Origin of the sequence: Paenarthrobacter sp. YJN-5 (assembly GCF_015040095.1) — a bacterium.
Lineage (GTDB): Bacteria > Actinomycetota > Actinomycetes > Actinomycetales > Micrococcaceae > Arthrobacter > Arthrobacter ureafaciens.
This window is the reverse complement of record NZ_CP053546.1, coordinates 163,909-189,581: the sequence shown is the minus strand read 5'-3', so window position 1 is coordinate 189,581 and position 25,673 is coordinate 163,909. Positions and strand designations below refer to the sequence as shown.

Annotated in this window: 19 protein-coding genes and 1 riboswitch; of the genes, 7 read left to right on the top strand and 12 right to left on the bottom strand. The window is 61.8% G+C overall.

All coding sequences use genetic code 11. The annotated features are described in order from the left end of the window. The first annotated feature begins 13 nt into the window (after positions 1-13). The 3 genes from HMI59_RS24815 to HMI59_RS24805 all read left to right on the top strand — a co-directional run bounded on the left by HMI59_RS24815 (position 14) and on the right by HMI59_RS24805 (position 2,738). Entirely contained in the window at positions 14-766 is a 753-nt protein-coding gene (locus HMI59_RS24815; RefSeq protein ID WP_193594557.1) for an amino acid ABC transporter ATP-binding protein, read from the top strand. Positions 767-787: 21 nt separating this feature from the next. Next, the gene (locus tag HMI59_RS24810; protein WP_193594536.1) at positions 788-1,945 is read left to right on the top strand and encodes an FAD-binding oxidoreductase; all 1,158 of its coding nucleotides are present in this window, start codon (positions 788-790) and stop codon (positions 1,943-1,945) included. Between the two features lie 109 nt (positions 1,946-2,054). Next, positions 2,055-2,738: a GntR family transcriptional regulator gene (locus HMI59_RS24805; protein WP_193594535.1), complete on the top strand. Its 684-nt coding sequence runs from the start codon at positions 2,055-2,057 to the stop codon at positions 2,736-2,738. Between the two features lie 832 nt (positions 2,739-3,570). On the opposite strand, the gene HMI59_RS24800 is transcribed toward HMI59_RS24805, so the two are convergent. Genes HMI59_RS24800 through HMI59_RS24785 form a run of 4 tightly spaced genes read right to left on the bottom strand, consistent with a single transcriptional unit; the run spans position 3,571 to position 7,373 of the window. Continuing rightward, positions 3,571-4,491 (bottom strand): LysR substrate-binding domain-containing protein, encoded by a 921-nt coding sequence (locus tag HMI59_RS24800; protein WP_255527695.1) that lies wholly within the window; start codon positions 4,489-4,491, stop codon positions 3,571-3,573. 51 nt (positions 4,492-4,542) lie between these two features. Further along, positions 4,543-5,040, bottom strand: a complete 498-nt coding sequence (locus HMI59_RS24795) for a RidA family protein (protein ID WP_193594533.1) — start codon at positions 5,038-5,040, stop codon at positions 4,543-4,545. 8 nt (positions 5,041-5,048) lie between these two features. Then, the gene (locus tag HMI59_RS24790; protein WP_193594532.1) at positions 5,049-6,224 is read right to left on the bottom strand and encodes an ArgE/DapE family deacylase; all 1,176 of its coding nucleotides are present in this window, start codon (positions 6,222-6,224) and stop codon (positions 5,049-5,051) included. Positions 6,225-6,236: 12 nt separating this feature from the next. Then, positions 6,237-7,373: a diaminopropionate ammonia-lyase gene (locus tag HMI59_RS24785; RefSeq protein ID WP_193594531.1), complete on the bottom strand. Its 1,137-nt coding sequence runs from the start codon at positions 7,371-7,373 to the stop codon at positions 6,237-6,239. Positions 7,374-7,637: 264 nt separating this feature from the next. Between HMI59_RS24785 and HMI59_RS24780 the strand changes: the two genes are divergently transcribed. After that, the gene (locus tag HMI59_RS24780; protein ID WP_193594530.1) at positions 7,638-9,131 is read left to right on the top strand and encodes an amino acid permease; all 1,494 of its coding nucleotides are present in this window, start codon (positions 7,638-7,640) and stop codon (positions 9,129-9,131) included. Between the two features lie 14 nt (positions 9,132-9,145). On the opposite strand, the gene HMI59_RS24775 is transcribed toward HMI59_RS24780, so the two are convergent. Continuing rightward, positions 9,146-10,060: a LysR family transcriptional regulator gene (locus tag HMI59_RS24775; RefSeq protein ID WP_193594529.1), complete on the bottom strand. Its 915-nt coding sequence runs from the start codon at positions 10,058-10,060 to the stop codon at positions 9,146-9,148. Positions 10,061-10,177: 117 nt separating this feature from the next. On the opposite strand from HMI59_RS24775, the gene HMI59_RS24770 reads away from it, so the two are divergent. Further along, on the top strand, positions 10,178-11,449 hold the full coding sequence (locus tag HMI59_RS24770) for a M20 family metallo-hydrolase (protein WP_193594528.1): 1,272 nt from the start codon (positions 10,178-10,180) through the stop codon (positions 11,447-11,449). A 508-nt stretch (positions 11,450-11,957) separates the two neighbouring features. Here the strand turns inward: HMI59_RS24770 and HMI59_RS24765 are convergent. From HMI59_RS24765 to gcvP, 7 genes are all read right to left on the bottom strand, one after another. Then, positions 11,958-12,917: a D-glycerate dehydrogenase gene (locus HMI59_RS24765; RefSeq protein ID WP_193594527.1), complete on the bottom strand. Its 960-nt coding sequence runs from the start codon at positions 12,915-12,917 to the stop codon at positions 11,958-11,960. After that, on the bottom strand, positions 12,914-14,113 hold the full coding sequence (locus tag HMI59_RS24760; protein WP_193594526.1) for a pyridoxal phosphate-dependent aminotransferase: 1,200 nt from the start codon (positions 14,111-14,113) through the stop codon (positions 12,914-12,916). The genes HMI59_RS24765 and HMI59_RS24760 overlap by 4 nt, the downstream gene beginning before the upstream one ends. A gap of 339 nt (positions 14,114-14,452) precedes the next feature. Further along, the gene (pdxS, locus tag HMI59_RS24755; RefSeq protein ID WP_193594525.1) at positions 14,453-15,358 is read right to left on the bottom strand and encodes a pyridoxal 5'-phosphate synthase lyase subunit PdxS; all 906 of its coding nucleotides are present in this window, start codon (positions 15,356-15,358) and stop codon (positions 14,453-14,455) included. A 490-nt stretch (positions 15,359-15,848) separates the two neighbouring features. Then, positions 15,849-17,180, bottom strand: a complete 1,332-nt coding sequence (gene glyA / locus HMI59_RS24750; RefSeq protein WP_305082398.1) for a serine hydroxymethyltransferase — start codon at positions 17,178-17,180, stop codon at positions 15,849-15,851. Continuing rightward, on the bottom strand, positions 17,177-17,560 hold the full coding sequence (gene gcvH / locus HMI59_RS24745; protein ID WP_193594524.1) for a glycine cleavage system protein GcvH: 384 nt from the start codon (positions 17,558-17,560) through the stop codon (positions 17,177-17,179). Before gcvH ends, glyA begins: the two co-directional genes overlap by 4 nt. Before the next feature lie 21 nt (positions 17,561-17,581). Next, on the bottom strand, positions 17,582-18,715 hold the full coding sequence (gcvT, locus tag HMI59_RS24740) for a glycine cleavage system aminomethyltransferase GcvT (RefSeq protein ID WP_193594523.1): 1,134 nt from the start codon (positions 18,713-18,715) through the stop codon (positions 17,582-17,584). Positions 18,716-18,726: 11 nt separating this feature from the next. After that, positions 18,727-21,591 (bottom strand): aminomethyl-transferring glycine dehydrogenase, encoded by a 2,865-nt coding sequence (gcvP, locus tag HMI59_RS24735; RefSeq protein ID WP_193594522.1) that lies wholly within the window; start codon positions 21,589-21,591, stop codon positions 18,727-18,729. 147 nt (positions 21,592-21,738) lie between these two features. Further along, positions 21,739-21,837, bottom strand: a riboswitch (glycine riboswitch). 692 nt (positions 21,838-22,529) lie between these two features. On the opposite strand from gcvP, the gene HMI59_RS24730 reads away from it, so the two are divergent. Together HMI59_RS24730 and HMI59_RS24725 are read left to right on the top strand one after the other, a co-directional pair. After that, positions 22,530-23,780 (top strand): IS256 family transposase, encoded by a 1,251-nt coding sequence (locus HMI59_RS24730; protein WP_193591830.1) that lies wholly within the window; start codon positions 22,530-22,532, stop codon positions 23,778-23,780. A 459-nt stretch (positions 23,781-24,239) separates the two neighbouring features. Next, positions 24,240-25,622 (top strand): cytosine permease, encoded by a 1,383-nt coding sequence (locus HMI59_RS24725; RefSeq protein ID WP_227471741.1) that lies wholly within the window; start codon positions 24,240-24,242, stop codon positions 25,620-25,622. Positions 25,623-25,673: the final 51 nt, after the last annotated feature.

The following is a 25,673-nucleotide window of genomic DNA, read 5'->3' as shown; positions in this document are numbered from 1 at the left end:
CACACCAAAAGTCATGGTCTCGGCAGAAAACGTCTGGAAGTCCTTCGGCCACCACGAAGTCCTGCGGGGCATCAACCTCGAAGTCAAAGCCGGAGAAGTCACCACACTCCTCGGACCCTCAGGGTCAGGGAAATCAACGTTCCTCCGCCTCATCAACCACTTGGATACCGCCACAGCCGGGCGCATCACCGTCGACGGGGACCTAGTCGGATACCGCGAACACAACGGCGCCCTCCACGAGCTGCGCCCGCAAGCCATCGCGAAGATGCGCTCCGAAGTCGGCATGGTCTTCCAGCAGTTCAACCTCTTCCCGCACATGTCGGTCCTCCAAAACATCATGGAAGCCCCGGTCGGGGTGAAAAAGGAGAACCGAGCCTCGGTCAAGGCCCGCGCCGAACGCTTGCTCGAACGCGTCGGCCTGGCGGACAAACGCAACGCCTACCCAGGGTCCCTTTCCGGGGGACAGCAGCAACGCATCGCCATTGCCCGCGCGCTGGCCATGGAACCCAAACTCATGCTGTTCGACGAGCCCACCTCAGCCCTGGACCCCGAGCTCGTCGGTGAAGTGCTCGACGTAATGCAGAACCTCGCATCCACCGGCATGACCATGATCGTCGTCACCCACGAAATGGGTTTCGCCCGCGAAGTCGCCGACTCCGTTGTCTTCATGGACGGCGGCGTCGTCGTCGAGGCCGGCCCGCCCCGCGAGGTCCTCAACAACCCCCGGGAAGAACGCACCCAAGCCTTCCTCAGCAAAGTCCTCTAACCCATGACCAAGGAACCACCCATGAAAATAGCCGTTATCGGAGCAGGAATGATCGGCGTGTCCATCGCCGTGGAGACCGCTGCCCGGGGCGCAGAAGTAACCCTGATCGACAAATCCGCCCCTGGCTCCGGGACGTCAGCTGTCTCTTATGCCTGGGTCAACTCCAACGGCAAAGAACCCACCGGCTACTACGAACTCAACCGCGCAGGTCTTGAAGCGCACTACCGCCTCGCCGATGGCGGCGCTGACTGGTTCCGACCCACCGGCCACATTGAAATCGCAACCGCGCCCGAGCACACCACCGAACTACGTCACCGCCTGAAACGGCTTGAAGAACTCGGCTACGAGGCGACCAGCATCAGCGGCACGACCGCCAGCGCACTGATCCCGGACCTCATCGTTCCAGAGAACCTGGAAGCGGCCGCCTACTTCCCACGCGAAGCGCACGTCTACCCCAGCCTCTACATCCGTCACCAACTCCGACGGGCAGAACAACTCGGAGTAACCCTGCGCACAGGAGCCACCGTTGCTGCATTCCATGAAGCAGACGACGGCGTAAAGATCACCCTCAGTGACGGCAGCAGCCTATCAGCGGACAGAGTGATCAGCGCCGCCGGCCGTTGGACCAATGACATCACCGCAGCTGCCGGACTGGGACCCGTCGTCGCGGAGTACCAGGAACCGGGGGACGTGACCGTCGGGTACCTCGCAGTCACCAATCCTCTGCCGGCAGCCATCGACCGGATGCTCACCTCCCCGAGACTGAACATCCGGCCAGCAGGGGGCGGACGGTTGCTGCTCCAAGCCCTGGACCTCGACGTCACCGCAGCAGCCGAAACCACACCCGGCACCAACTCTGACCTGGCCAAGGAATTCGTGGGCCGGCTTCAAAGCATTCTGAAGAACACCACAAATGCGCACATCACCGAGCTGGACGTTGGGGTCAGAGCCATGCCCGCCGACGGGCAAAGCGTCATCGGCGGCGTGCCCTCCCGGCCTTGGCTCTACCTCGTTGCGACACACAGCGGCGTGACTCTGGCACCATTCCTTGGCACCGCTGTCGCCGCCGAAGTCCTAGGAGAAATCGAGCCACTCTTGAACGACTTTCGGCCGACTCGGCTCCTGGACAGCTACCCGCAGCACGCCCTGACCGCACCACGCCAGCCCGGACAGCAGTAACCAACCAAACCAACCGTCCACGAGCCACCTAGGATCGTGACATAGGAAATGGTGGCGGGTTCACACGACAACGGAACCCGCCACCAGGAAAAGCCACTAGGAGCACTCTGTGAACAAGATCCGACGCATGACCGCCGCCGAACTGAGCACGGCAGCGCTTCGGCAACAGATCCTCTCCCGGGAAATCCTCCCCGGCTCCCGCGTGACAGAGGATGCCGTGGCCAGCGAGCTCGGGGTTTCCCGCGCCACCGTCCGTCAGGCCCTGAATTCCCTGGAACTGGAAGGACTGCTCGTGCGGAACCCCACATCCCGGGTCCTGGAAGTGCTCAGCCTTGACGCCGACGATGTCAAGGAGATCTACCAAGCGCGCCGCGTACTTGAATTAGCGGGGGTGGAAGCCTCTGCAAACGCGCCAGAAGAGGCGCTCGAAGAACTCAAACAGGCCGTCACCCAAATGAAGGAAGCGGCCGAGAATACGGACTTCGTTGGTTTCGTCGAAGCCGACGCACGCTCCCACGCTGTAACCGTCGGATTCCTGAACTCCCGGGTGCTCTCCGACACCCATGCCTCCCTGATGCGACGGATCCGACTGGCCATCACCCACCTTGAGGAAGACGAAAACGTCCTCGTTGACGAGCTGCTTCAACATGAAAAGTTCTGCGATCTGGTCTTGGAGGGAAAAATCGAAGAAGCAAAGCGAAACCTCGCCACCAGGCTTGACGCCTCTGAACAAGCAATGCTTAGGAGCCTCATAACCCCGCAGAAACCCCGCTCGACCGCCGGAGCACAGTAAACGCACGCATGGCATGTTGGAGCGGTTTCTCCAACAACGAGCCAAGCAATTATCACAAATAATCCTCTAACGGGCGCCGCGAGTCCGATGACCGGCCGGATTCCCGGCAATTTATGCGCGATCTGATTGCCGACCATCCCCAATCCGTCTGAGCCATGAAGAGCACCTGAAGGATAACGACGTGGATCTACTGCCTCATTTGCTGATCGCTGACATTTGCAGATGGGTAGTCGCGGCTCAAGACTCTGGACCCCTTTAGGTTCTGCAGCTCCTGTCTCGGCTGGAGTTCCAATTCGCGGGCACGGGCGATTTGGTGGATTGCGTTTATGACGCCATCGCAGTCTGCTTCATCCAGAACCTCCCTTTGCCCTCGAAGCCAGGAGCAGACGTTGTCCTTCTCCTTGGACCAAAGATGAAAAGCGCAGTGCCAACGGTTCTGCTCCTAGACCACGGTTGGGACCCGCCGGGACTGCATGCGCTATGGCTGCGACACCTAATCCATGGTCCGCAGGAGTATCCCTTGGGGCTTCCTGTACCACTCAAGCCGCCTATGTCTGGCTCTTCCGCCAGCGTCAAAGTAGACCCATGAGCGCTTTCTTTGGCAGTCGGCTCATGACGGTCTTAGACCCCATCCTGGTAGTCGGAGGAAACTATATCCGCGCGGGAAGACCCTTGAGAATGGTCGAAAAGCCCGAGAATCTGAACATGGTGGAGTCAGCTCGACCCATTTCCTCTATTGAGAGGCTGGGCAGGGTTAGTAGGACGTTGTTGGACTGCCAACTCAGGCCGCGTGTTCCCTTGTCAGGGGGGTATGACGTCAGGTTGGGTGTGCTCAACCCCGCCTAACTTCGTAGGGGTCGCTGTGAACCGGCCCTTGCGATGTTTTGGCGGCTCTCTTCAGGGCTTGCAGAGTGGCTTTGACTGCGGGCCGATCTTGGGCTGCGGCACGGTAGGCGGCCAGAATGCTGCGTTTCTGCATTCCCTCTGACAGCGGGAACCTTCGGACGGATGATGACGCTTTTTCGAGCGCGAGACTTGGTAGCACGGCAACCGCCAGCCCGGCTTCGACAAACTGCAGTTGGACTGCGAGGTCTTCGGAGGAGCAGGTGATGCGTGGTTCGAAGCCGGCTTTGCGGCATTCGTTGATGACCCATGTTCGAGGTACGGAGTCTTGTGCTTCGACGGCCCATCCCGCTTCTGCGAGTTGGCCGATGATGTGGCTGTCCGGGTCGATGGTGGCAGCGGTCGAAGCCGACATGGTGATCCAGAGGGGGTCTTCGAACAACTCCCGATAGTCGATTCCCGGGAGAGTTGGTGGTGGCATGCCTGGGTATGCCTCGGCTATGACCAGGTCGTATTCGCCGGATTGCAATGCCGGGAGTGTTTCCTCGGGTTCGCCTTGATGGAACTCGATGGTTAGTTCGGGGTGGTGTTCGCGCAGTTCAAGGATCACTCGTGGCAGGCATGTCAGTGCTGCGGTTTGGAATGCGGCGACTTTCAGTGTTCCGCGGATTTGTTCCATGGAGACGGAGACGTCGGCTTCGGCTCTTTCGAGCATGTCCAGGATTTTTTCAGCGTGTGCTACCAGGGTGAGGCCTTGGGGCGTGAGCTGGAGCCGGCGGCCGGCGGGTTCCACTAATGCCACGCCGATCTCCTTTTCCAGGAGCCGGACTTGTTGGGAGACGGCGGAGGTGCTGTAGGAGAGGGCTTCGGCCACGGCGGAAAGGGTCTTGCGGTGGTGCAGTTCCCGCAAGACCCTTAGCCTGCCGACATTTAGCATGTGCGGCGTTCCGAGGAGTTGTGTTCAGATGTCATGGTTAGGAAACTCTACGATGAGTTCCACTTCCACTGGAGCGTTCACTGGCAGTTCGGCCACGCCGACGGCGGAGCGGGCGTGATTGCCCCGCTCGCCAAAGATGTCCAGCAGCAGGTCGCTGGCACCGTTGATGACGGCGGGTTGTCCGTTGAAGCCCGGGGCGGAGGCGACGTAGCCGACGACTTTGACGATTCGGGCGTGGTCGAGGTTGCCAAAGCCTGATGCGGCAGCGAGTGCGTTCAGGACGCAGGTAGCCGCCAGCACTGAGGCGGTTTCGGTGCTGACGTCGCTTCCGACTTTGCCTGTGGCAGCAAGGACGCCGTTTTCGTGGGGTAGTTGTCCGGAAGTATAGACGACATCTCCCACGCGGGTGGCCGGCACATAACTTGCGACGGGGGTCGCGAGCGTGGGCAGGTCCAAACCGAGTTCCTGTAGGCGGAGCCTGGTTTTTTGGTGGAGGGCAGGGGTGTGGGTTGTCTGGGTCATTGGGTTCCTTAGTTGCAGTAGTCAACGGTCGTTTGGGTCAGCACGGTGGTGACGCGGTGCAGGGAGTCGAGCTCGATCCATTCGGTGGCTGCGTGGGCGCCGCCGCCGTCGACTCCGAAGAGCAGTCCGGGGATCCCGGCTTCGAGCAGGAGTGCGGCGTCGGTCCAGAACGGTTCGCCGCGTAAGGCCGGTTTCCGGCCGGTGGTGTTGCGGGCGGCGTTGAGCAGCGTCTGAACGATGGGTTCCTCGGGGCTGACTTCGAAGGGTTTGCGTTCGAGTCCACGGGTGATGGTGTAACTGAAGTCCGGGTCAGAGGCGGCAATGGAATCCAAAATTTCACGAAGTTCGGCTTCAACGGTGTCGGCATTTTCGCCGGGGATGGTGCGGCGTTCGAGGGAGATGGTGCATTCGGCCGGGTAGCTGGAGATTTCCTCGCCGCCGCGGATGAGGGATGCGTGGATGTTTCCGGTCTTCAGTGTTGGGTGCTGCGGTCCTGCGGCCAACTTGCGGGTTAGTTCGTCGAGTCCTGTAAGGAATCGGCCTGCCTTGGCGATGGCGTCGATGCCCAGGTCGGGGCGTGACCCGTGGGCCGCTGTGCCGTGAATGGTGATGTCGAACCAGGCAAAGCCGCGGTGGGTGATGACGACGTCTTCGTGGGTTGGTTCGGCAATGATGGCGGCGTCTGCGGTGAAGTGCTGCAGGACTTCTTCGGTGCCAGCGCTGGCGAATTCTTCGTCGGCGACCAGGGCGACGATGATGTCGCCGCGGTGGGGTTGGGTGGCGGCGGTGGCGGCGGCGACCATGATGGCTGCGATGCCGGCCTTCATGTCGAAGGTGCCCCGGCCGAACATCTTGCCGTCCTCAACCCGCGGGTGGAGTGGGTCGCCGTCGTACCCTGCGAGGGTGACGGTGTCGAGGTGTCCGTTGAACATGAGGCTTTTGCCCCCGCCGGTTCCTGGGGCGACACCAACGATGGAGGGCCGGCCGGGCACGGACTCAAGTCGCGTGACCCTAAAGTCGTGGTCTTCAAGCCATGCTGTCGTGTAGTCCGCGATCGCGGTTTCACCGGAGGCGCCGGTGACGACGCCCGGGTTGACCGAGTCGATGCGGACCAGTTCTTTGAGCAGTTGAGCTGGATCAGAGACAAGCTGCGCAGCGAGGGTGGTTGCAGATGGTGTCGACATAGTGGTGGTTCCTTAGCGCAGGGGATTGGCGGCGAGGCCTTCGGTGCTGACCAGGACGATGACTGACTCCGGCCCGATATTTAGGGCACGACGGCGGTCCTCACCCTTGAGCGCGTTGCGGACTCCCGCGAGGGTGGCGGCTCCGCACGGGCCGGCATCCTGGCCGAGGACGGTCAGGTCGACGACGGCCTGACGGCATTCGTCCTCAGAGACGCTGACAGCACCGTCGAGGCCGGCGAGCAGGGATGGCCAGCCGAGGTCGGACGGCGTGCCGCAGTTGAGGCCGGACATGATGGACGGGAAGCTGGTGTCAACCGTGACAGGTTCGCCGTCAAGCAGGGACTGGGCAATGCAGGCCGCTGTTTCCGGCTCCACGCTCAACAAGGAGGGGTGGGGATGGCCCTCGCTGCGGTAATGGTCCACGAGCGAATGCGCCAGCGATCCGACGCCCACAGGGCAGGCCACCAGGTCAGGAGCAGCGAAGCCGAAGTCGGCCAGTTGGTGGTCGATTTCGGTGAACAGTGTGGTGTATCCGTCCACGATCCAGCGGGGGATATCTTCATAGCCGGGCCAGGAGGTGTCTTGGATCAGGAGGTCCCGTGGGTTGTCAGCTGCCGATGCAGCGGCGGCTTCGACGACATCGTCGTAGGTCATTTCGAGCGGAACCAGTTCGGCCCCTTCGCTCTTGATTCCGTCGACAGCGGCATCGCTCAGTCCGCTGGGAATGTAGATACGTGCTGTGAGGCCCAGAAGTTTGGCCATCCGGGACACTGCCCGGCCGTGGTTTCCGTCCGTTGCCGTGACGAGGACCGGAGCCTGATCTGCCGCAACGTCCCTGTTCAGGTAATCCCGCAATTCGGGCACCGTGATACCGCTGGCGTCCAGGCCGAACCGTTCACAGACGGCCCGGCAGACAGCCCAGGACGCGCCGAGGATCTTGAACGCCGGCAACCCGAGACGATCGGATTCGTTCTTGATGAAGACCTGCCTTACACCGAGCTCAGCCGCCAGCAAGGGGAGGGGAGTCAAAGGCGTCGGAGCGTACCCTTCCAGTGTCTGGTGGTAGACGAGCGCGGACGATGGTGCTGCGGTCCGCCAGTCGCGGGCGGCGGAGTTGGCGTACCAGAAAGCTGTGTCAGTGGAAGGCATGCATCCAGCGTGCACCGATCAACGTTCAAATAAAAGCGGCAGTTTCAGGACTAATTATTGAAGTATTTCTTCATCGTTGAATGAATCGGGGCGTGGACCCGCGACTGACAACTGGCCGCTTCCTCTTCACTTTCGTGTCCGGTTTTTCGCGCTTTTCCTCAGGGTTTTTGTGGCCGAGGATTGACCGGACAGTGAGCGGCGGCACAGTGAAGCGCTGCGATCCAGCCACACGTAGTGGCACCCCCTTCCACGAAAGTGATCTCGATGACCGTTCAACGCAGCGCCCAAGACACCCTTGACGCACGGAAGCCACCACCCGGTGGCCCGGGTACCGAACCCGGATTCCGCGAGGAAGAGCAGGGGTATCACAAAGGTCTCTCCGCTCGGCAGATCCAGATGATCGGCATTGGTGGGGCGATCGGAACCGGCCTGTTCATGGGGGCCGGTGGGCGGCTGGCAGCTGCGGGTCCTGGTTTGGTGGTGGTCTACGCTGTGTGCGGATTCTTTGCGTTCCTGATCCTGCGCGCCCTGGGTGAATTGGTTCTTCACCGGCCCACGTCCGGCTCGTTCGTCTCCTACGCCCGGGAATTCTTCGGTGAGAAGGCGGCCTTTGCCGTTGGCTGGCTGTACTGGCTCAACTGGTCCATGATCGCGATCGTCGACGTCACCGCCGTCGCCCTGTACATCAACTTCTTCAAAAAATATGTGCCCGCGATCGCCGACGTTCCGCAATGGGTCTTTGCACTTGCGGCCCTGGCATTGGTGCTGGGCCTGAACCTGCTCTCGGTGAAAGTCTTCGGCGAACTGGAGTTCTGGTTCTCCCTCATCAAGGTCATCGCCTTGGTGACCTTCCTCATCGTCGGCATCTGCTTCGTAGCCTTCGGCACCCCCGTCGCGGGACATACTGCCGGCTTCACCATCATCTCCGACAACGGAGGCATGTTCCCCAACGGTGTACTGCCGGCGCTGATCGTTATCCAAGGCGTTATCTTCGCCTACGGTGCCATCGAACTCGTAGGGACGGCAGCGGGTGAGACCGAGCATCCCGAACGCATCATGCCCAAGGCGATCAACGCCGTCGTCTTCCGGATCGGTGTCTTCTACGTTGGTTCCGTCCTGCTGCTGTCCTGCCTGCTGCCCTTTACCGCCTATAAAGCGGGCGAGAGTCCCTTCGTGACATTCTTCGGCTCCATCGGCATCGCCGGCGGTGACACAGTGATGAACCTCATCGTCCTCACCGCTGCCCTGTCTTCGCTCAACGCCGGACTCTACTCAACGGGCCGGATCATGCGTTCCCTCTCGGCCGCAGGATCCGCACCGAAGTTCGCCGGCCGCATGAGCCGCAACGGAGTGCCCTACGGCGGAATCCTGATGACCGGCGCCGTTGCCTTGCTCGGCGTTGGACTGAATGCTGTTGTTCCAGAAGCCGCGTTCGAAATAGTTCTGAACGTCTCCTCACTGTGCCTGATCGTTGCATGGGCAACCATCGTCCTCTGCCAGCTGCGGCTATGGTCCTGGGCCCGTCAGGGCAAGCTCAACCGGCCGGCGTTCCGGATGTTCGGCGCACCGTGGACCGGCATCATCACCCTGCTGTTTCTTATAGCAGTCCTGGTACTCATGGCCATGGACTACCCGGTCGGGACCTACACCATCGCCTCGATCGCGTTGATCGTGCCACTGCTCATCATTGGTTGGTTCCTGGCGCGCGGCAATATCCGTGCGATCGCCACTTCCAGGGGCGCCAGCACCAGCAGTTGAGCCCGTGAACCAGATCAGCTCGCTGCCGGGTGACCGGCGGCGAGTTTTTCTGCTATCTGCCCAGCAATAGCTTGCCGGACTGCCGTAATGGTGGGGGAGCGGCCGCTGCCACTGCGGACGGCCAAGGCGATCCGCCGCTCCGGGCGCCCTGGCAACTCACTGACGGCCAGGCCCTCCATGGTCGATGCTTCAAGTGCCAAACCGGGCACCAACGCGGCCCCCAGCCCCTCGGCTACCAGGCGAAGGTGCAGCATGACATCCGAGGACTCGAACCGGACACGGGGTTCGAACCCTGCGTGGCGGCAGGCCGCCGTCGCCCATCTCCTGGCCAGAGTCCCCTCCGGCTCCAACACCCACACCGCCTCGGACATGTCACCCAGATGCTGTTGGTTCGAGGAGGTGCCTGTAACGAGCCACAAAGGATCCCGTCCCGCCGTCGTAATCTCAGCGCCGTCAACAGTGATCTGCGGATGACCCGGATAGTCCTCCTGGAGAACCAGATCGAAGTCCCGGGCAAGAAGGCCAGGAAGAGCGTCCTCCACCGGGATATGGGACACCGTCACCTCCAGTTCGGGGTGTTGGCGCTGCAGCACCCGCAGCGCTGCCGGAATCACCGCGTGCCCGGCAGTCTGAAAACTGGCCACCCTGACGGTGCCGCTGACCGTTTCCCGGGACAGGGCGATATCCGCCTCCGCTGCCTCCAGATGCCGGAAGATCGCCTCGGCATGCTCCACCAGGATTCGGGCCTCGTGGGTGAGGCGTACTTTCCTGCCCACCGGTTCCAACAAGGGCGCCCCCACCTCCTGTTCCAAGAGCTTCAACTGGTGGGACACCGACGAGGCGTTGTAGTCCAGTGCCTCCGCCGCAGCAGCCAGTGTCCCCCGCAGGCTGACCTCCCGGAGCAACCTCAACCGCTTCACGCTGTACATAAAGGAGCCCTCCTAATCATGTAAAAAATTCATGAATACTAGTTGCAATCATCTTATCGACGCACCGTATTCCGGTCTCATAGCTTTGGTGTATCCCTTCCCCAAGCAGGAGAATCAATGAGCATCGAAGCAACCATCCCCGCCCTGGCCATCAACGGCGAACGACTCTGGCAGTCACTCACTGAACTGGCGGCTATCGGCGCCTACAACGACGCCGCAACAGGCCTGGTCGGCATCAACCGGCAGTCCCTGACTGACGAGGACGGCGAAGGCCGCCGGTTGGTAATTGGCTGGATGGAAGAAGCCGGCCTGACGGTCACCGTCGACCAGATGGGCAACATCTTTGGGCGCCGCGAAGGTATCGAACCGGAAGCGGCCCCCGTCATGGCCGGTTCCCACATCGACACCGTCGCGACCGCCGGCGCGTTTGACGGCTGCCTCGGTGTCCTCGGCGCCCTTGAAGTGATCCGCTCCCTCAACGACGCCGGACTCACTACCCGGCGCCCCATTGTGATCACCGCTTGGACCGAAGAAGAAGGCGTCCGCTTCGGCACCGACATGCTCGGCTCAGCCGTCGCCGCAGGACGACTCACCCTCGACTACGCCTACAACCTGGCGGACGAAGCCGGTCTCCGGTTCGGCGATGAACTCGACCGCATCGGATTTAGGGGCGACCGCCCCGTTCTTCTGGAAGCACCCCACGCCTACGTCGAAGCCCACATCGAGCAAGGACCGGTCCTGCAACAGCGAGGCCTTGCCGTCGGCGTTGTTACTGGGGTTCAGGCGATCTCCTGGCAGAAAGTCACCCTCCTAGGCCGTGCGGCCCACGCCGGCACCACTCCCACCGAACTCCGTGTGGACGCGGGCCTGGCTGCCGCGCAGATCATCGTTCACGCCCGCGCCATGGTCAACTCCGGAAAGTATGGCCAACTCCGCGCCACCGTCGGGCACATCCGCACCGCACCTGGCCTTCCAAGTGTTGTTCCGGATCTTGCGGAGATCACTGTTGACCTCCGCAATCCGGACGATTCACTCATGGCGCAAGCGGAGGCCGACCTGGCTGAATTCCTGGCCGAGCTGCCCACTTCCCAGCCAGGTCTCCGCGTCGAAACCAAGCGCATGGCCAAAACCACGGCCGTTCCCTTCGATAACAACATCCAGGACACCATCGCCGGTGTGGCCACAAACCTGGGATTCGAGACCATTCGCCTCATGTCCGGTGCAGGCCACGATGCCCAGGAAATGGCCGCCATCACTCCCACGGCCATGATCTTCATCCGCGGACAATACGACGGCATCAGCCACAACCCCCGCGAATACTCCACCCCCGAAGACTGCACGGCGGGCATCACCGTCCTCGGAAACACAATCCTCGAACTCGCAGCCTGACGGGGAAGGGATGTGTAGCCGTCAGCGCCCTAAAAAGTCACATCAGGCGGGTTGGAGCTTGCCACGGATTATTAAAGAACGGTTCTCATCGAACTGCCAGGCGATCATTGGTCTGGGTCTGAAACGCTTTAGGGTGCGAGGTTACATTGGCTTGGTCGATGACGCTCTAAACAGCCCGGAGGTCCGTCTCAAGAATGGTTCCAGGGGAAACATCAGAACTAAGTTCAACCGTGAAGGACTTATCGTCGTGACGGGTTACGAGAATCCCATGCCCCGGTGAAGTAAGGGCTGATTCAATAGCGAACTTCACTACTCGGTTTAGTTCCACATCCATCTCGGAGCGGCATGTCACGGTGAAGGTCGCTGGAAGCCTGTGGTTATTATGCATCGTTCCAGAGCTGTTCTTTCTGGGATGAAGCCGGGCGTTGAACGGAACTCCGGCCATGGAGCATGGAGTTTGGGGAGCGGCGGGTGGGCTTTGCCCTCCCGCCGCTCCCCTGTATGACGGTCAGTTGATGGGTGTTGGTGGTAGTTCGCCGTTCAGGACGGCGAGGGTGTTGTTTGCTGCGAGAACGGCCATGGCGGTGCGTGTCTCTACGGTGGCGGAGCCAAGGTGGGGGACGAGGGCGACGTTTTCGAGCTCAAGCAGCCAGGGGTGGACTTTGGGTTCCTGCTCGAAGACGTCCAGCCCGGCTCCTGCGATCTGCCCCTCGCGGAGGGCCAGGGCGAGGGCGGCTTCGTCAACGATCGGTCCGCGCGCGGTGTTGACCAGGTACGCGGTGTCCTTCATGGCTGCGAGCTGCTCGGCGCCGATCAGGTGGTGAGTGTTCGGCCCGTAGGGGCAGTGGAGTGATACGACGTCGGAGACGGCCAGCAGTTCGTCGAGTTCCAGCCGCTTGGCGCCGAGTTCAGCGGCGATCGCGGGGTCGATTTCGCTGCGTGACTGGTAGACGATTTCCATGCCGAAGGCCTTGGCCCGGCGTGCGGTGGCCTGGCCGATGCCGCCCATGCCCACGACGCCCAGCGTCTTGCCCTGCAGGCTGGAGCCGAGCAGGAAGAACATGCCCCACTTCCACGGCTGGCCGGCGCGGATGAGCCGTTCACCTTCGCCGAGGCGGCGGGTGGCCATGAGGATCAGTCCGAAGGCGATGTCCGCGGTGGCCTCGGTGAGCACACCGGGGGTGTTGGTGGCGGTGATGCCGCGCTCGGTGCAGGCCGGGACGTCGATGTTGTCGTAGCCGACGGCAACGTTGGAGACGACCTTCAGCTGCGGGCCGGCAGCGTCGAGCAGCTCGGCGTCGACGCGTTCGGTGAGCAGGCTGACGATCGCGTCAGCCCCGGCGACGCGGCGCAGGAGTTCCTCGCGGCTGATGGACCCCTCACCTTCCCAAGCAAGGACGTCGTGGTTGGCGCGGAGGTTTTCGAGGGCGGCTTCGGGGATGCGCCCCGTGACGACTACGCGGCTCATGCGGTTTCGATCCATTCACGCAGGCGGCCCAGGCCCTCTTGGATGGCCGGTGTTTCGATGCCGGAGTAGGCCAGCCGGATGTACTGGCGGTCTTCGCCGGGCAGGCGCCGACCGAAGTGCTCGCGGGTGCAGAAGGACACACCGGTCTTGTACAGGGCGTCGGATGCGAAGTCGCCGACGGCGGTGTAACCCATGCGGGCCATGGCTTCGGTGACGTCGGGGAAAAGGTAGAAGGTGGACTGCGGGACGGCCACGCTCATGCCCGGGATCGTGTTGACGAGCTCGCAGGTGGCGTCGCGGCGGTCCTTGAGGATGTCCAGCATTTGCTGGACCGGTTCCTGGGGTCCGCGGAGGGCTTCGATGCCGGCCCACTGGACGTAGTGCGTGGTGCAGGATTCATCGTTGGTGTTCAGGGTGGACAGCACCTGGGCGATCTCGCGGGGGGCGACGGCGCAGCCAAGACGTGAGCCGGTCATGGCGAACTTCTTGGAGAACGTGTACAGGATCACGGTGCGCTCGGCCATGCCCGGGAGGGAAGCGATGGAGGAGGAGACGCCCTCGTAGCGGGTCTCGAAGTACGCCTCGTCGGAGAGGACCCAGAGGTCGTGCTCGATCGCGATCTGGGCGATCGCCTCACGCTCGGCCGCAGTGGACTCGGCCGAGATGGGGTTCTGCAGGTCGTTGTAGATGATCGCTGCAGTGTTCGGGGTGATGGACGCCCGGACCTGGTCCAGGTCAATCGCGAAACCCTGGGACGTGGGCACGTAGCGGTAGGGAACGGCCGTACCGCCAAGGTATTCGATCTGGGATTCGTAGATCGGGAATCCCGGGTTGGGGTAGAGCACTTCCTGGCCGGGGTTCATGACCGCCTGCAGGAACTTGGTGATCACGGGCTTGCCGCCGGTCATCACCACCACGTTCTCGGGAGAGAACTCCATGCCACGGCGGGAACCCAGGTCCTCTGCCAGGGCTTCGCGCAGCTGCGGGATGCCGGGGCCCGGGCAGTAGCCCGTGTAGCCGTCGGCGATGGCCTTGTTCATTGCCTCAACGATGTGCGGGGCCGTGGGGATGTTGATGTCACCCAGATGGAAGGGGTACACCAGGTTCCCCTTGGCCTTCCAAGCGGCAGCGGCCTGCGCGACGCTGAAAGCAGTTTCCGTTCCCAAGCGTTCAAGCCGGTGTGCGAGTTTCTGCATGTGCTGTTTAACTCCTATGGTGATTTATGCGTAATTAGTATTAGGACTGATGGGAGATAAGTCGCCCAACGCAAACCAGTTTTTCAAGGGTAATTTCGTATAAAACTGATATCAATTAGATTTTGCCGAGTAAACCAAGCGATGCCACATCCAAACCTCGTAGGCTAAAGAAGCTTCTACAAGCATTCTTGCTTCTACGCCATCGGCTGCGATCCATAATAGGGAGCTGTCTCGTGCAACATCTTCGACAGTTCCCTCCCGTATGATTCTTCCACCCCGTCGAATTTGGACCTTAGTGCCAATTAGTTGCGTCCAGTTTTCTATTCGGTGCATAAAATGTCACCATCCTCTTTCTGCGAGGCGGTGGGGTTGGGGGATTTCGTCGACGTTGATGCCGACCATTGCTTCGCCGAGGCCGCGGGAGACTTTCGCGATGACATCCGGGTCATCGTAGAGCGTGGTGGCTTTGACGACGGCGGCGGCGCGCTGGGCGGGGTTGCCGGACTTGAAGATCCCGGAACCGACGAACACGCCGTCGGCGCCGAGCTGCATCATCATGGCAGCATCGGCCGGGGTGGCGATGCCACCGGCGGTGAACAGCACTACCGGGAGCTTGCCGGTCGCGGCGACTTCCTTGACCAGCTCGTACGGGGCCTGCAGCTCCTTCGCCGCGACGTACAGCTCGTCCTCGGGCAGGGAGGAGAGCTTGGCGATCTCGGCACGGATCTTGCGCATGTGACCGGTGGCATTGGAGACGTCGCCGGTGCCGGCCTCGCCCTTGGAACGGATCATCGCCGCACCTTCGTTGATGCGGCGCAGAGCCTCACCGAGGTTGGTGGCACCGCACACGAACGGGATGGTGAAGTTCCACTTGTCGATGTGGTTGATGTAGTCCGCCGGGGTCAGGACCTCGGACTCGTCGATGTAATCCACGCCCAACGATTGCAGGACCTGGGCTTCGACGAAGTGGCCGATACGGGCCTTGGCCATCACCGGGATGGAGACCGCGGCGATGATCTGGTCGATCATGTCAGGATCGGACATGCGGGACACGCCGCCCTGGGCGCGGATGTCGGCCGGCACACGCTCGAGCGCCATGACGGCGACGGCACCGGCGTCCTCGGCGATGCGGGCCTGTTCGACGTTGACGACGTCCATGATGACGCCGCCCTTAAGCATCTCAGCCATACCACGCTTCACGCGGCCGGTGCCCGTGAAACTCTGCGATTCAGTAAGCTTGGTCATATCTGTTCCTTCTTAAATATTTCGTAGTGTCGACCCCCTGATTACATCAAGATGGATCACAGCCTCGTACGGACGGGGGAATCAGCCTCGAATCTGACTCTCCTGCTAGTCGACGTATAAAAATAACGCACAAGATATAACCGCCAGCACAATACGCTTATTACGGCTAGGACCCATGCTTTTAAGCCTACTTATCAACGGAGGTCTTCTTGACCCAAGACGACTGAACGATCCTCCTGGGTGGTTCGTATTTCATTTACGCCACACGAAGCAGGCAATGGAATGACCCCGAATGCATATGCTCTCCAAGAAAATCGGCTGCAACCCGCATGAATCCCGATTCTCGGCCTTTTGGCCAGAGAAAACAGATCGATAATGTGAGTAGCCATGGAAGAAGTCCTCGCTGTATACGGTCTTTAAGGCGGGTTGGGGCCGCCACCCCGTGACGGCACCAACCCTGTATGGAGGCCTGCGGAAGCCTCCTCCCCGGCTATCTGGCGGCAGTGCCAACCGCTGTCAGTGCCGGGTACAGTGGGTGCGCTTCGGCCAGGAGTTCAACGCGGTGACGGAGTCCCGAGAGGTCCGCGTCGGCGTCGGCGGTCAACGCTTCGGCGATGATGTCCGCAACCTCACGGAAGGCCGCTTCACCGAAACCGCGGGTCGTCAGGGCCGGGGTTCCGATGCGCAGGCCGGAGGTGACCATGGGCGGGCGCGGGTCGAAGGGGACGGCGTTGCGGTTGACCGTGATGTCGATCGCCGCGAGGCGGTCTTCGGCTTGTTGGCCGTCGAGTTCGCAGTTACGGAGGTCAACCAGGACCAGGTGCACATCCGTTCCGCCGGAGACCACGCTGATGCCCTTGCCAACCACGTCCGGCTGCACCAGGCGCTCGGCGAGGATTCGGGCACCTGCGAGGACGCGTTCCTGGCGCTCACGGAACTCGTCGGAGGCGGCGATCTTGAACGCGACGGCCTTGCCCGCGATCACGTGCTCCAGCGGTCCGCCCTGCTGGCCCGGGAAGACGGCCGAGTTGATTTTCTTGGCGATGTCGGCGTCGTTGGAGAGGATGATGCCGCCACGTGGACCGGCGAGGGTCTTGTGCGTGGTGGATGTGGTGACGTGGGCGTGCGGGACCGGGGAGGGGTGCAGGCCAGCGGCGACAAGACCGGCGAAGTGGGCCATGTCCACCATCAGGTACGCGCCCACGGAGTCGGCGATCCGGCGGAACTCGGCGAAGTCCAGCTGCCGCGCGTATGCGGACCAGCCGGCCACGATGAGTGCGGGCTTGTGTTCCTGGGCGAGGGCCTCCACTTCGGCCATGTCCACGGTGTGGGTGTCTTCGCGGACACCGTAGGGGACCACGTTGTAGAGCTTGCCGGAAAAGTTGATCCGCATGCCGTGGGTCAGGTGCCCGCCGTGCGCGAGGTTAAGGCCCATGATGGTGTCACCCGGCTTGATGAGCGCGTGCATCACCGAAGCGTTGGCCTGCGCGCCGGAGTGCGGCTGCACGTTGGCGTACTCGGCACCGAACAGGGACTTGATGCGGTCGATCGCGAGCTGCTCGATCACGTCAACGTGCTCGCAGCCTCCGTAGTAGCGCTTACCCGGGTAGCCTTCGGCGTACTTGTTCGTCAGCACCGAACCCTGTGCCTGCATCACGGCTACGGCGGTGTGGTTCTCGGACGCGATCATCTCCAGGCCACCGCGCTGGCGGCCGAGTTCGTCGTCGATCTTTGCCGCGATCTCAGGATCCAGCGCACCCAGGTCAGCGTCCAGCGACGGCGACACTACCTGCTCGAATTCAGTCACTGCTGCGGGGTTCACAGTTCGCCTCCGTTGGCTGCGGCGTATTCCTCGGCCGTCATCAGGGGGCCTTCGGAGGTGGCGGCTACCTTGAACAGCCAGCCGGCGCCGTAGGGGTCATTGTTGATGAGGGCGGGATCGTCGACGACGGCGTCGTTGATCTCGGTCACTTCACCGGTCACGGGCGAGTACAGATCCGACACGGACTTGGTGGACTCCACCTCCCCGCACGTCTCCCCCGCGGTCACGGTGGAACCGACCTCGGGAAGGTCAACATAAACGATGTCACCCAGGGCGTCGGCGGCCACAGCGGAGATCCCAATCCCCACAGTTCCGCCTCCGTCGACGGCAACCCATTCATGCTCAGCCGAGTACTTCAGTTCGGCAACAACTTTGCTCATTTCAGAATCCTTTTCTCGTGACTACTTGGAACGCTTGTAGAACGGGAGTTGAACCACCTCGAAGGGTTCGGCTTTGCCGCGGAGGTCCACCTCAACGGTTGTGCCCGGCTCGGAATGTTCGACGTCGACATACGCCAACGCCACCGGGTAACCGAGCGTGGGGCTTGGCTGGCCGGAGGTGACCTCGCCGATCAGGGAACCGTCTTTGAGGACCGGGTAGTGGCCGCGGGCTGCGCGACGGCCGGTTCCTTTGAGGCCCACGAGCTTCTGCCCGATCGTGGACCCGACACCCGCAGCCTTGATCGCAGCCAGGGCTTCCTTGCCTACGAAGTCGCCGTCCTTGGCCAGGGACACCACAGCTCCAAGGCCGGCCGCGTAGGGGTTGACGTGGATGGAGAGTTCATTGCCGTAGAGGGGCATGCCGGCTTCGAGGCGCAGCGAGTCGCGGGCTGCGAGGCCGGCCGGGATGAGTCCGTGGCCTTCGCCGGCTTCGAGCAGCGCCTCCCAGAGTGAAGGGGCGTCCTGATTGGGAACGTAGATCTCAAAGCCGTCCTCGCCTGTGTACCCGGTGCGGGCCACCAGCAAGTCATCACCGGCGATCGTGACCTTAGCCGCTGCGTAATACTTGAGCTCCGTCACAAGGGAGTGCTGCCCGGCAGGGACAACGTTCAGCAGGACTGCTTCAGCGTTCGGGCCCTGGACCGCGACCAGGGAAATCTCGGCAGAAGCATTGCTGACCGAGACATCGAAACCTGAAGCTCGTCCCAGCAAGGCTGCCGCTACAACCGAAGCGTTGCCCGCATTGGGGACCACAAGGTACGTGTCGCTCCCCACCGGAGCCGGGCGGCGGTAGGAAATGAGGTCGTCGATGATGCCGCCGTCGGTGTTGCAGATCAGCGAGTACTTGGCTTTGCCAACCGTGATCGCTGACAGCTTGCCCACCAGCGCGTAGTCCAGGAAGGCAGCCGCATCAGGTCCCTCAACCCACACCTCACCCATGTGGGAGAGATCGAACAACCCGGCGGACCGGCGGACTGCGTGGTGCTCGGCGAGTTCGGATTCGTACTTGAGGGGCATTTGCCAGCCGCCGAAGTCCGTGAAGGAAGCTCCGGCCTTTTTGTGCTGCTCGTACAGAGCGGTGTAGTTCTCAGACATGTGGGGATCCTTTAGTTCTCAAACGCTTCAAGTGGCGGGCAGGAGCACACGAGGTTGCGGTCACCTGCGGCACCATCAATGCGGCCCACCGGCGGGAAGTACTTGTCCTGCTTCAGGCTCGGCACCGGGAAGGCGGCCTGCTCGCGCGGGTAGTCGCGGTCCCAGTCGGAACTCACGACGGCGGCTGCCGTGTGCGGTGCGTTGCGAAGCGGGGAATCCTCCACGGAGAAGTCGCCCGCGGCAACCTGCTCGATCTCGGCACGGATGGTGATCATGGCTTCGATGAAACGGTCGATCTCGGCCAGGTCCTCGGACTCCGTCGGTTCCACCATCAATGTGCCCGCAACCGGGAACGCCAGCGTCGGGGCATGGAAGCCGAAGTCGATGAGGCGCTTGGCCACATCCTCAGCCGTCACACCCGTACGGGCCGTCAGTTCGCGGAGGTCCAGGATGCACTCGTGCGCAACGAGTCCGCCTTCACCCGTGTACAGAATCGGGAAGTGCTCATCCAGACGTGAAGCAACGTAGTTCGCTGCCAGCAGCGCCGACTTGGTGGCTTCGGTCAGGCCTTCGCCGCCCATGAGCTTCACGTAGGCCCAGGAAATGGGCAGCACGCCAGCGGAACCGAAGCGGGAGGCCGAGATGGCCACGCCACCCTCGGAGGAAGTGCTGTTCGCATCGCCCGGCATGAACGGGGCCAGGTGTGCCTTCGCAGCAACGGGACCAACACCCGGTCCGCCGCCGCCGTGCGGGATGCAGAACGTCTTGTGCAGGTTCAGGTGGGACACGTCGCCACCGAACTTGCCCGGCTGGGCCAAACCGACCAGTGCGTTGAGGTTGGCACCGTCGACGTACACCTGGCCGCCGGCCTCATGCACGGCTTCGCAGACCTCGCGGACGTCGGCGTCGTACACACCGTGCGTGGACGGGTAGGTGATCATGATGGCCGAGAGCACGTCCCGGTTGGCTTCGATCTTTGCCTTCAGGTCCGCGTGGTCGATGGTGCCATCGGGAGCCGTGGCAACAACCACGACCTTCATGCCGGCCAGGACAGCAGACGCGGCGTTGGTGCCGTGCGCCGAGGCCGGGATCAGGCACACGTTGCGCTGATCATCGCCGCGGGACAAGTGGTAGCCGCGGATCGCGAGCAGGCCTGCTAGCTCGCCCTGGGAACCGGCGTTCGGCTGGATGGAGACTTGGTCGTAGCCGGTGATCTCGGTCAGGTCGGCTTCCAAACCGGCGATCAGCTCACGCCACCCTGCGGTCTGGGAATCCGGAGCGAACGGGTGGATCGAAGCGAACTCCGGCCAGGAAATGGCTTCCATCTCCGCCGTCGCGTTCAGCTTCATGGTGCACGAACCCAGCGGGATCATGGTGCGGTCCAGTGCAAGGTCCCGGTCCGACAACTTGCGGATGTAGCGCAGCAACTGGGTCTCGGAACGATGCGTGTTGAACACCGGATGCTGCAGGAAATCAGAAGTCCGGACTAAGCCTTCGTCCAATGAGAATCCGTCAGTTGTGTCGATGAAGGGTGCCCCGTGGGCCATGACTATGGCAAACGCGGCCATGACCGCTGCCAGTGTGTCCCGGGTGGTCTTTTCATCGACGGCAACCCCGACGTGATCAGGTCCGATTAAGCGCAGGTTGATGTCCTTTGCTGCCGCAGCAGCAACAACTTGGGTGGCTCGGCCGGGGACGCGGACGGTGAGGGTGTCGAAGAAGCTTCGGTGGACTACTTCGATTCCAGCAAGCGTGAGAGTAGCGGCCAAAGTGCGTGCGTGGCCGTGGACTGTTTCGGCGATTGCTTTGAGGCCCTCGGGGCCGTGGTAGACGGCGTACATCGATGCAACGATCGCGAGCAATGCCTGCGCCGTGCAGATGTTGGACGTCGCCTTTTCCCGGCGGATGTGCTGCTCGCGGGTCTGCAGGGCGAGCCGGTAAGCGGGCACGCCGGCGTTGTCCTTGGACACTCCCACGATGCGCCCCGGAAGCGTGCGTTCCATGCCGGTCCGAACAGCCATGTAGGCGGCGTGCGGCCCGCCGAAGAACAGCGGGACACCGAAACGCTGGGCGGTTCCGACGGCGATATCCGCACCTTGTTCACCGGGAGGGGTGATGAGTGTCAGCGCCAGCAGATCGGCAGCAACGGTGACCAGGGCACCGCGTTCCTTCGCCTCTGCGATCACGGCGGAGTGATCGAAGACCCGGCCTGAAACACCGGGCTGCTGCAGGACGATACCGTTGATGTCGCCGTCGGGCAATCCGGCAGAGAGGTCCGCAACAAGAACCTCGAAGCCAAGTGCTTCGGCGCGGCCCTTCACGATCGCGATGGTCTGCGGGAGGAGGTCGGCGTCCAGGACGGTCTTGCCGTCCTTGGCCGACTTGTCCTTGTTGGCGCGGCGCATCAGCAGCACAGCTTCGGCCACGGCGGTGGCTTCGTCCAGCAGCGAAGCGTTGGCGATCGGCAGGCCAGTCAGGTCCTGGACCATGGTCTGGAAGTTCAGCAGTGCTTCGAGGCGGCCCTGCGAAATCTCGGGCTGGTACGGAGTGTAGGCGGTGTACCAGGCCGGGGATTCAAGAATGTTCCGGCGGATGACCGGCGGCGTGACGGTGTCGAAGTAACCCTGGCCGATCATCTGCACGGCGGTCTTGTTCTTGGAGGCGAGCTTGCGGAGCTCGGCAAGGACCTCCACCTCGCTCAACGCTTTCTGCAGCGTGAGCGGTGAGGACTGGCGGATGGAATCGGGGACGGCAACGTCAACCAGGCCGTCGACAGAGTCGTAGCCGATGGCTTTGAGCATGGTGTCCACGTCGGCCTGGCGGCGGGCGCCGATGTGCCGGTCCGCGAACGCGGTTGGGGAGGATTTAACAGTCAAGAGGAACTCCATGATTCAGGCGCCCGCTGAGCGCCACGATGAATGTGGGTTCCTCCCCGCTCTGTATTGGACCTGAGAGATTCCGTGGACTGTGTTCCACTTGCACCGTCGGTGAGCCCGGTTGCCCGGACTGCTTTCCAGAGTTGCCTCGCCGCGGCGGTACATGGGCCTGAGAGATTCCTGGGGAGGATTTGCTCCTACGGCGCCTGACTGGATGTACCGGCAGGTCTCTCCCGCCACGGTTCAAAAGGCTATGAAATTTGGTGATTCGGCTCACAACATACTATGGGGCTGTCAAATCGCGCAAGTACGCGCCCAGTCCCGCCAGTGTGCTCGCGAAATCCTGGTGTGGCTCAGTTAAGGGATGCTCGCGTAAGTAATGGCCAGGTCCGCAGGGTTTGGAGTACGCCTGGGCCGGCAGCGAAGCGGACAAGCCGTGGACGAGAGTCCCCGGCACGTGAAGTTTACACATTCGGGTGCTGCTATTACCGCCCCGCCTAAGGCCTCGGGCGTCTGTTCGGGAGGCCATGCGGGAAGTCTCTGCCCGCCGGTTCCGTGATAAGACTCAGAAAATCAAATTGTGACTGTTGACACACTGGTGCGCAGAATCCATTATTGATCCTACTTGCGATCCTTTAGATCTTTAAATGTGAGATGCAAGTGAGGCGAAGCTCAAGGTCCAACATCCCAACCCGATTGCCAGCTACTAACCGCACCCGCAGGCTCCCTGAGGTCTTGCGCCAAACCGGACGTCAAATGTGCTTAGGAGGTTACCGACGCATCCCCATAGTGGGCGATGCGGGATGTTCGACGAAGCCCTGTCAGCAAAGTAGTGCCCCGTAGAGTGGTGTAACGATCCCGGCCAGTAAACGTCAGCGTGGCCACCGGGATCTTCCTTCGAGGAAACTCTCACATCCCACTCGAAAGGCGTCACACCGATGACCACTCCCTCTATTGTCGACCCTGCCACCGTCCTCACCAACGCGCTGGGCGACGCATCACCGGATCTGATGCGCACCCTGCTGCAAACCATGATCAACACCCTCCTCTCAGCCGAAGCAGATGCGATCTGCGGCGCCGAGTACGGGAAGCCCTCTGCTGACCGAGTGAATTCCCGCAACGGATACCGCACCCGTGAACTCGATACGCGTGTCGGAACCATAGACGTCGCGATCCCGAAGCTCCGCTCCGGCACGTACTTCCCCGAGTGGCTCCTCGAACGTCGCAAACGCTCAGAAGCGGCGATGATCACCGTCGTCGCTGACGCCTACCTCGCTGGCGTCTCAACGAGGCGGATGGACAAACTCGTGAAGACCCTTGGCATCCATTCCCTGTCGAAGTCGCAGGTCTCCCGAATGGCCGCCGATATGGACGAGCATGTGCGTGAGTTTCGCACGAGGCCGTTAGGTGAGGCCGGCCCGTTCACGTTCGTCGCGTGCGACGCACTCACGATGAAAGTGCGTGAGGGCGGGCGGGTGATCAACACCATGGTGCTCGTCGCGACCGGGGTGAACGCTGACGGGCATCGGGAAGTCCTGGGCATGCAAGTGGCGACCGCGGAGACCACGATGGCGTGGAACGGGTTCTTCGCAGACCTTGTCGCGCGCGGCCTCACCGGGGTGAAACTCATCACCTCTGACGCGCACGCTGGCCTCGTTGAAGCGATGCGCGCGAACTTCCCTGGGACGTCGTGGCAACGGTGTCGCACGCACTACGCTGCGAACCTGATGTCAGTGACCCCGAAGAGCATGTGGCCGGCGGTGAAAGCGATGCTGCATTCCGTGTACGACCAACCCGACCAGAAAAGTGTTGAGGCCCAATTCGACCGGCTCCTGGACTACGTCGAGGACAAACTCCCCGAAGTGCACGACCACCTCGATGCTGCCCGGGCTGACATTCTCGCGTTCACCACGTTCCCGAAAGATGTGTGGCAGCAGATCTGGTCGAATAACCCGAACGAGCGCCTGAACCGTGAGATCCGCCGCAGGACCGATGTGGTGGGGATCTTCCCGAACCGGGCCGCGATCACCCGCCTCGTCGGGGCCGTTCTTGCGGAGCAGTCTGACGAATGGGCCGAGGGTCGTCGTTACCTCGGTCTTGACGTTCTCGCGAGGTGCCGCCTCACGCTCGTGGGTACCGACACTATCGGCCAGCACCATGAGCTCCCCGAGCTCGGGGCCGCAGCATGAGCGCCCCCACTCCTGGGCTGTACTCCGACACCGTGAGTGAGCTCGTCGCGAGCATCTGCAATCACAACGAAAACTAGCCCCCACATCCTTGAAGGATCACGAAACGGTTACACCACTCCACGGGACTTGACCGTCAGCAAGCCACCATAGGATCAGTTCACGGCTGGATCTTGGAACGGGCGCTGGCGCACTTCGAGCCAGCCAGATCCAAAGTCGTTCCACCGTTCAAGTACGGCAGAGCTCTCGGCGCGAGATACCCGGTCACCCGTTACGAGTAGCCCAACCGCATTCGCTCTCACGAGTGGAACAGGGCGGACGTGATGGGCTTCGGATGCGCTGGCACAAGCACTCCTTGTCCGACGTGGCTCCGCCTGCATGCAGGTTGAAACATGACAACTCCAACCTTTGTTCAATCACCACTTTCTCGTTCTACGCATTCGCGATTCAACAGGAGCACTTATGTCAGATTCCGCAGAACAAGCGACTGGGTACACGTCGTACGTCCTACCCGCCCATCAAAAAGTCGGACGCTGGTCTCTCACGATGGCGTGGTGGGCCCTCTTTTCAGCTATGTTTTGGCTTTACATCGCAATCGCCTCCGCAGGCGCCGTCGGCGTCTTCAACACCGTCGTGGGGATGGTTCTCAGCACCATTACCTACGGACTAGTCAACATGGTGCTGACCAGGTTCGCTGCCCGAACGGGCCTCTCTGTGGAAGAGTTTTCCCGGACTCTGTTCGGGCTGGTGGGTTCCGCCTTGGCCACACTGATCTTCGCAGCAACCGCTATATATTACGCCGTGTTCGAGGGGTCCATCATTGCAGTCGCGCTGGAGAGCTTCTTCGGCGGCTCAATCGTCATGTGGTACGCCATCGTTGTCGCCTATGCTATTCCTCTTGTAGCCGGGGGCGTCCAAAACTGGCTCGACAAACTCAACGGATTTCTCTTGCCGCTTTACGTAGCCGGCCTTGTGGCCGTAGTCATCGCCGCCACTGTCATACGCGGCGTACCCACCGATTGGATCGGACATGCCGCAGCCTCTTCGCCTCTGCCCGGATGGGTCACCTCATATCTCATCTATATGGGCGTCTGGGTCATGATGATGTACACCTTCGACTATGCAAGGCTGGGCCGAGAGAAGGATGAAAAATTCCATGCGCATGTCAACTTTGGATGGGTTTTCTACGCCTTCACCTTCGGTCTGAACGGAGCGGTAGGAATCTATATCGTAAGTGCATGGAACCTTGAGGCCTCTGAAGCAGGGGTGGTTCAAGCCTTCATTTCCTCGCTTGGCTTCTTCGGCCTTGTGATCATATTTGTTTCTCAAACGCGCATCAATACGGCAAACTACTATCTTGCATCTCTGAACCTTGGCTCATTCATGGAGCGCGTATTCAACCTGCGTCTTCCGCGATTCGTATGGGTAGTTGTATCGGCGGTAATTGCATTCCTGTTCATGCTCACAAATGTCCTCAGTTATCTGCTTAAGGCCTTGGCTTGGCAAGGGGTATTTGTTACGGCCTGGGTGGCGATAGCGTTGGTCTACATTGCGATGCACCGCAGGACGCCCAAGGGAGTCTTGCCGGAGGTTCGACCCGAGAAGCTAAGGCCTGTGTCAGCAGGCGCAGTAGCTTGGCTTTTGGCATCGGGCACCGGCATCGTCCTTACCGAGCAAACCACTATCCCGCTAGCATCACAATTTGCACCCCTCATAACCGTAGCGATGGCCGCGGGACTCTACTACGCCTCGTGCAAGATCCAGTCCCCACCGGCCATCACGCCAGAGGCGGCCGAGGAGCTGGCTGCAGGATCCCACGAAGACAAAGCCGCAGCCCGGCTCTAGTTGGGCCCCCAGCGCGCCACAATTCAATCGAGTAGGAGGGCCGGGTTTCCC

Excerpts from the sequence above, each read along its gene's own strand:
- HMI59_RS24815 (WP_193594557.1), top strand. The coding sequence starts at position 14 with ATGGTCTCGGCAGAAAACGTCTGGAAGTCCTTCGGCCACCACGAAGTC.
- HMI59_RS24810 (WP_193594536.1), top strand. The coding sequence starts at position 788 with ATGAAAATAGCCGTTATCGGAGCAGGAATGATCGGCGTGTCCATCGCC.
- HMI59_RS24795 (WP_193594533.1), bottom strand. The coding sequence starts at position 5,040 with ATGACCCAGACAACCCACACCCCTGCCCTCCACCAAAAAACCAGGCTC.
- HMI59_RS24790 (WP_193594532.1), bottom strand. The coding sequence starts at position 6,224 with ATGTCGACACCATCTGCAACCACCCTCGCTGCGCAGCTTGTCTCTGAT.
- HMI59_RS24785 (WP_193594531.1), bottom strand. The coding sequence starts at position 7,373 with ATGCCTTCCACTGACACAGCTTTCTGGTACGCCAACTCCGCCGCCCGC.
- HMI59_RS24780 (WP_193594530.1), top strand. The coding sequence starts at position 7,638 with ATGACCGTTCAACGCAGCGCCCAAGACACCCTTGACGCACGGAAGCCA.
- HMI59_RS24775 (WP_193594529.1), bottom strand. The coding sequence starts at position 10,060 with ATGTACAGCGTGAAGCGGTTGAGGTTGCTCCGGGAGGTCAGCCTGCGG.
- HMI59_RS24770 (WP_193594528.1), top strand. The coding sequence starts at position 10,178 with ATGAGCATCGAAGCAACCATCCCCGCCCTGGCCATCAACGGCGAACGA.
- HMI59_RS24765 (WP_193594527.1), bottom strand. The coding sequence starts at position 12,917 with ATGAGCCGCGTAGTCGTCACGGGGCGCATCCCCGAAGCCGCCCTCGAA.
- HMI59_RS24760 (WP_193594526.1), bottom strand. The coding sequence starts at position 14,113 with ATGCAGAAACTCGCACACCGGCTTGAACGCTTGGGAACGGAAACTGCT.
- pdxS (WP_193594525.1), bottom strand. The coding sequence starts at position 15,358 with ATGACCAAGCTTACTGAATCGCAGAGTTTCACGGGCACCGGCCGCGTG.
- gcvH (WP_193594524.1), bottom strand. The coding sequence starts at position 17,560 with ATGAGCAAAGTTGTTGCCGAACTGAAGTACTCGGCTGAGCATGAATGG.
- gcvT (WP_193594523.1), bottom strand. The coding sequence starts at position 18,715 with ATGTCTGAGAACTACACCGCTCTGTACGAGCAGCACAAAAAGGCCGGA.
- HMI59_RS24730 (WP_193591830.1), top strand. The coding sequence starts at position 22,530 with ATGACCACTCCCTCTATTGTCGACCCTGCCACCGTCCTCACCAACGCG.
- HMI59_RS24725 (WP_227471741.1), top strand. The coding sequence starts at position 24,240 with ATGTCAGATTCCGCAGAACAAGCGACTGGGTACACGTCGTACGTCCTA.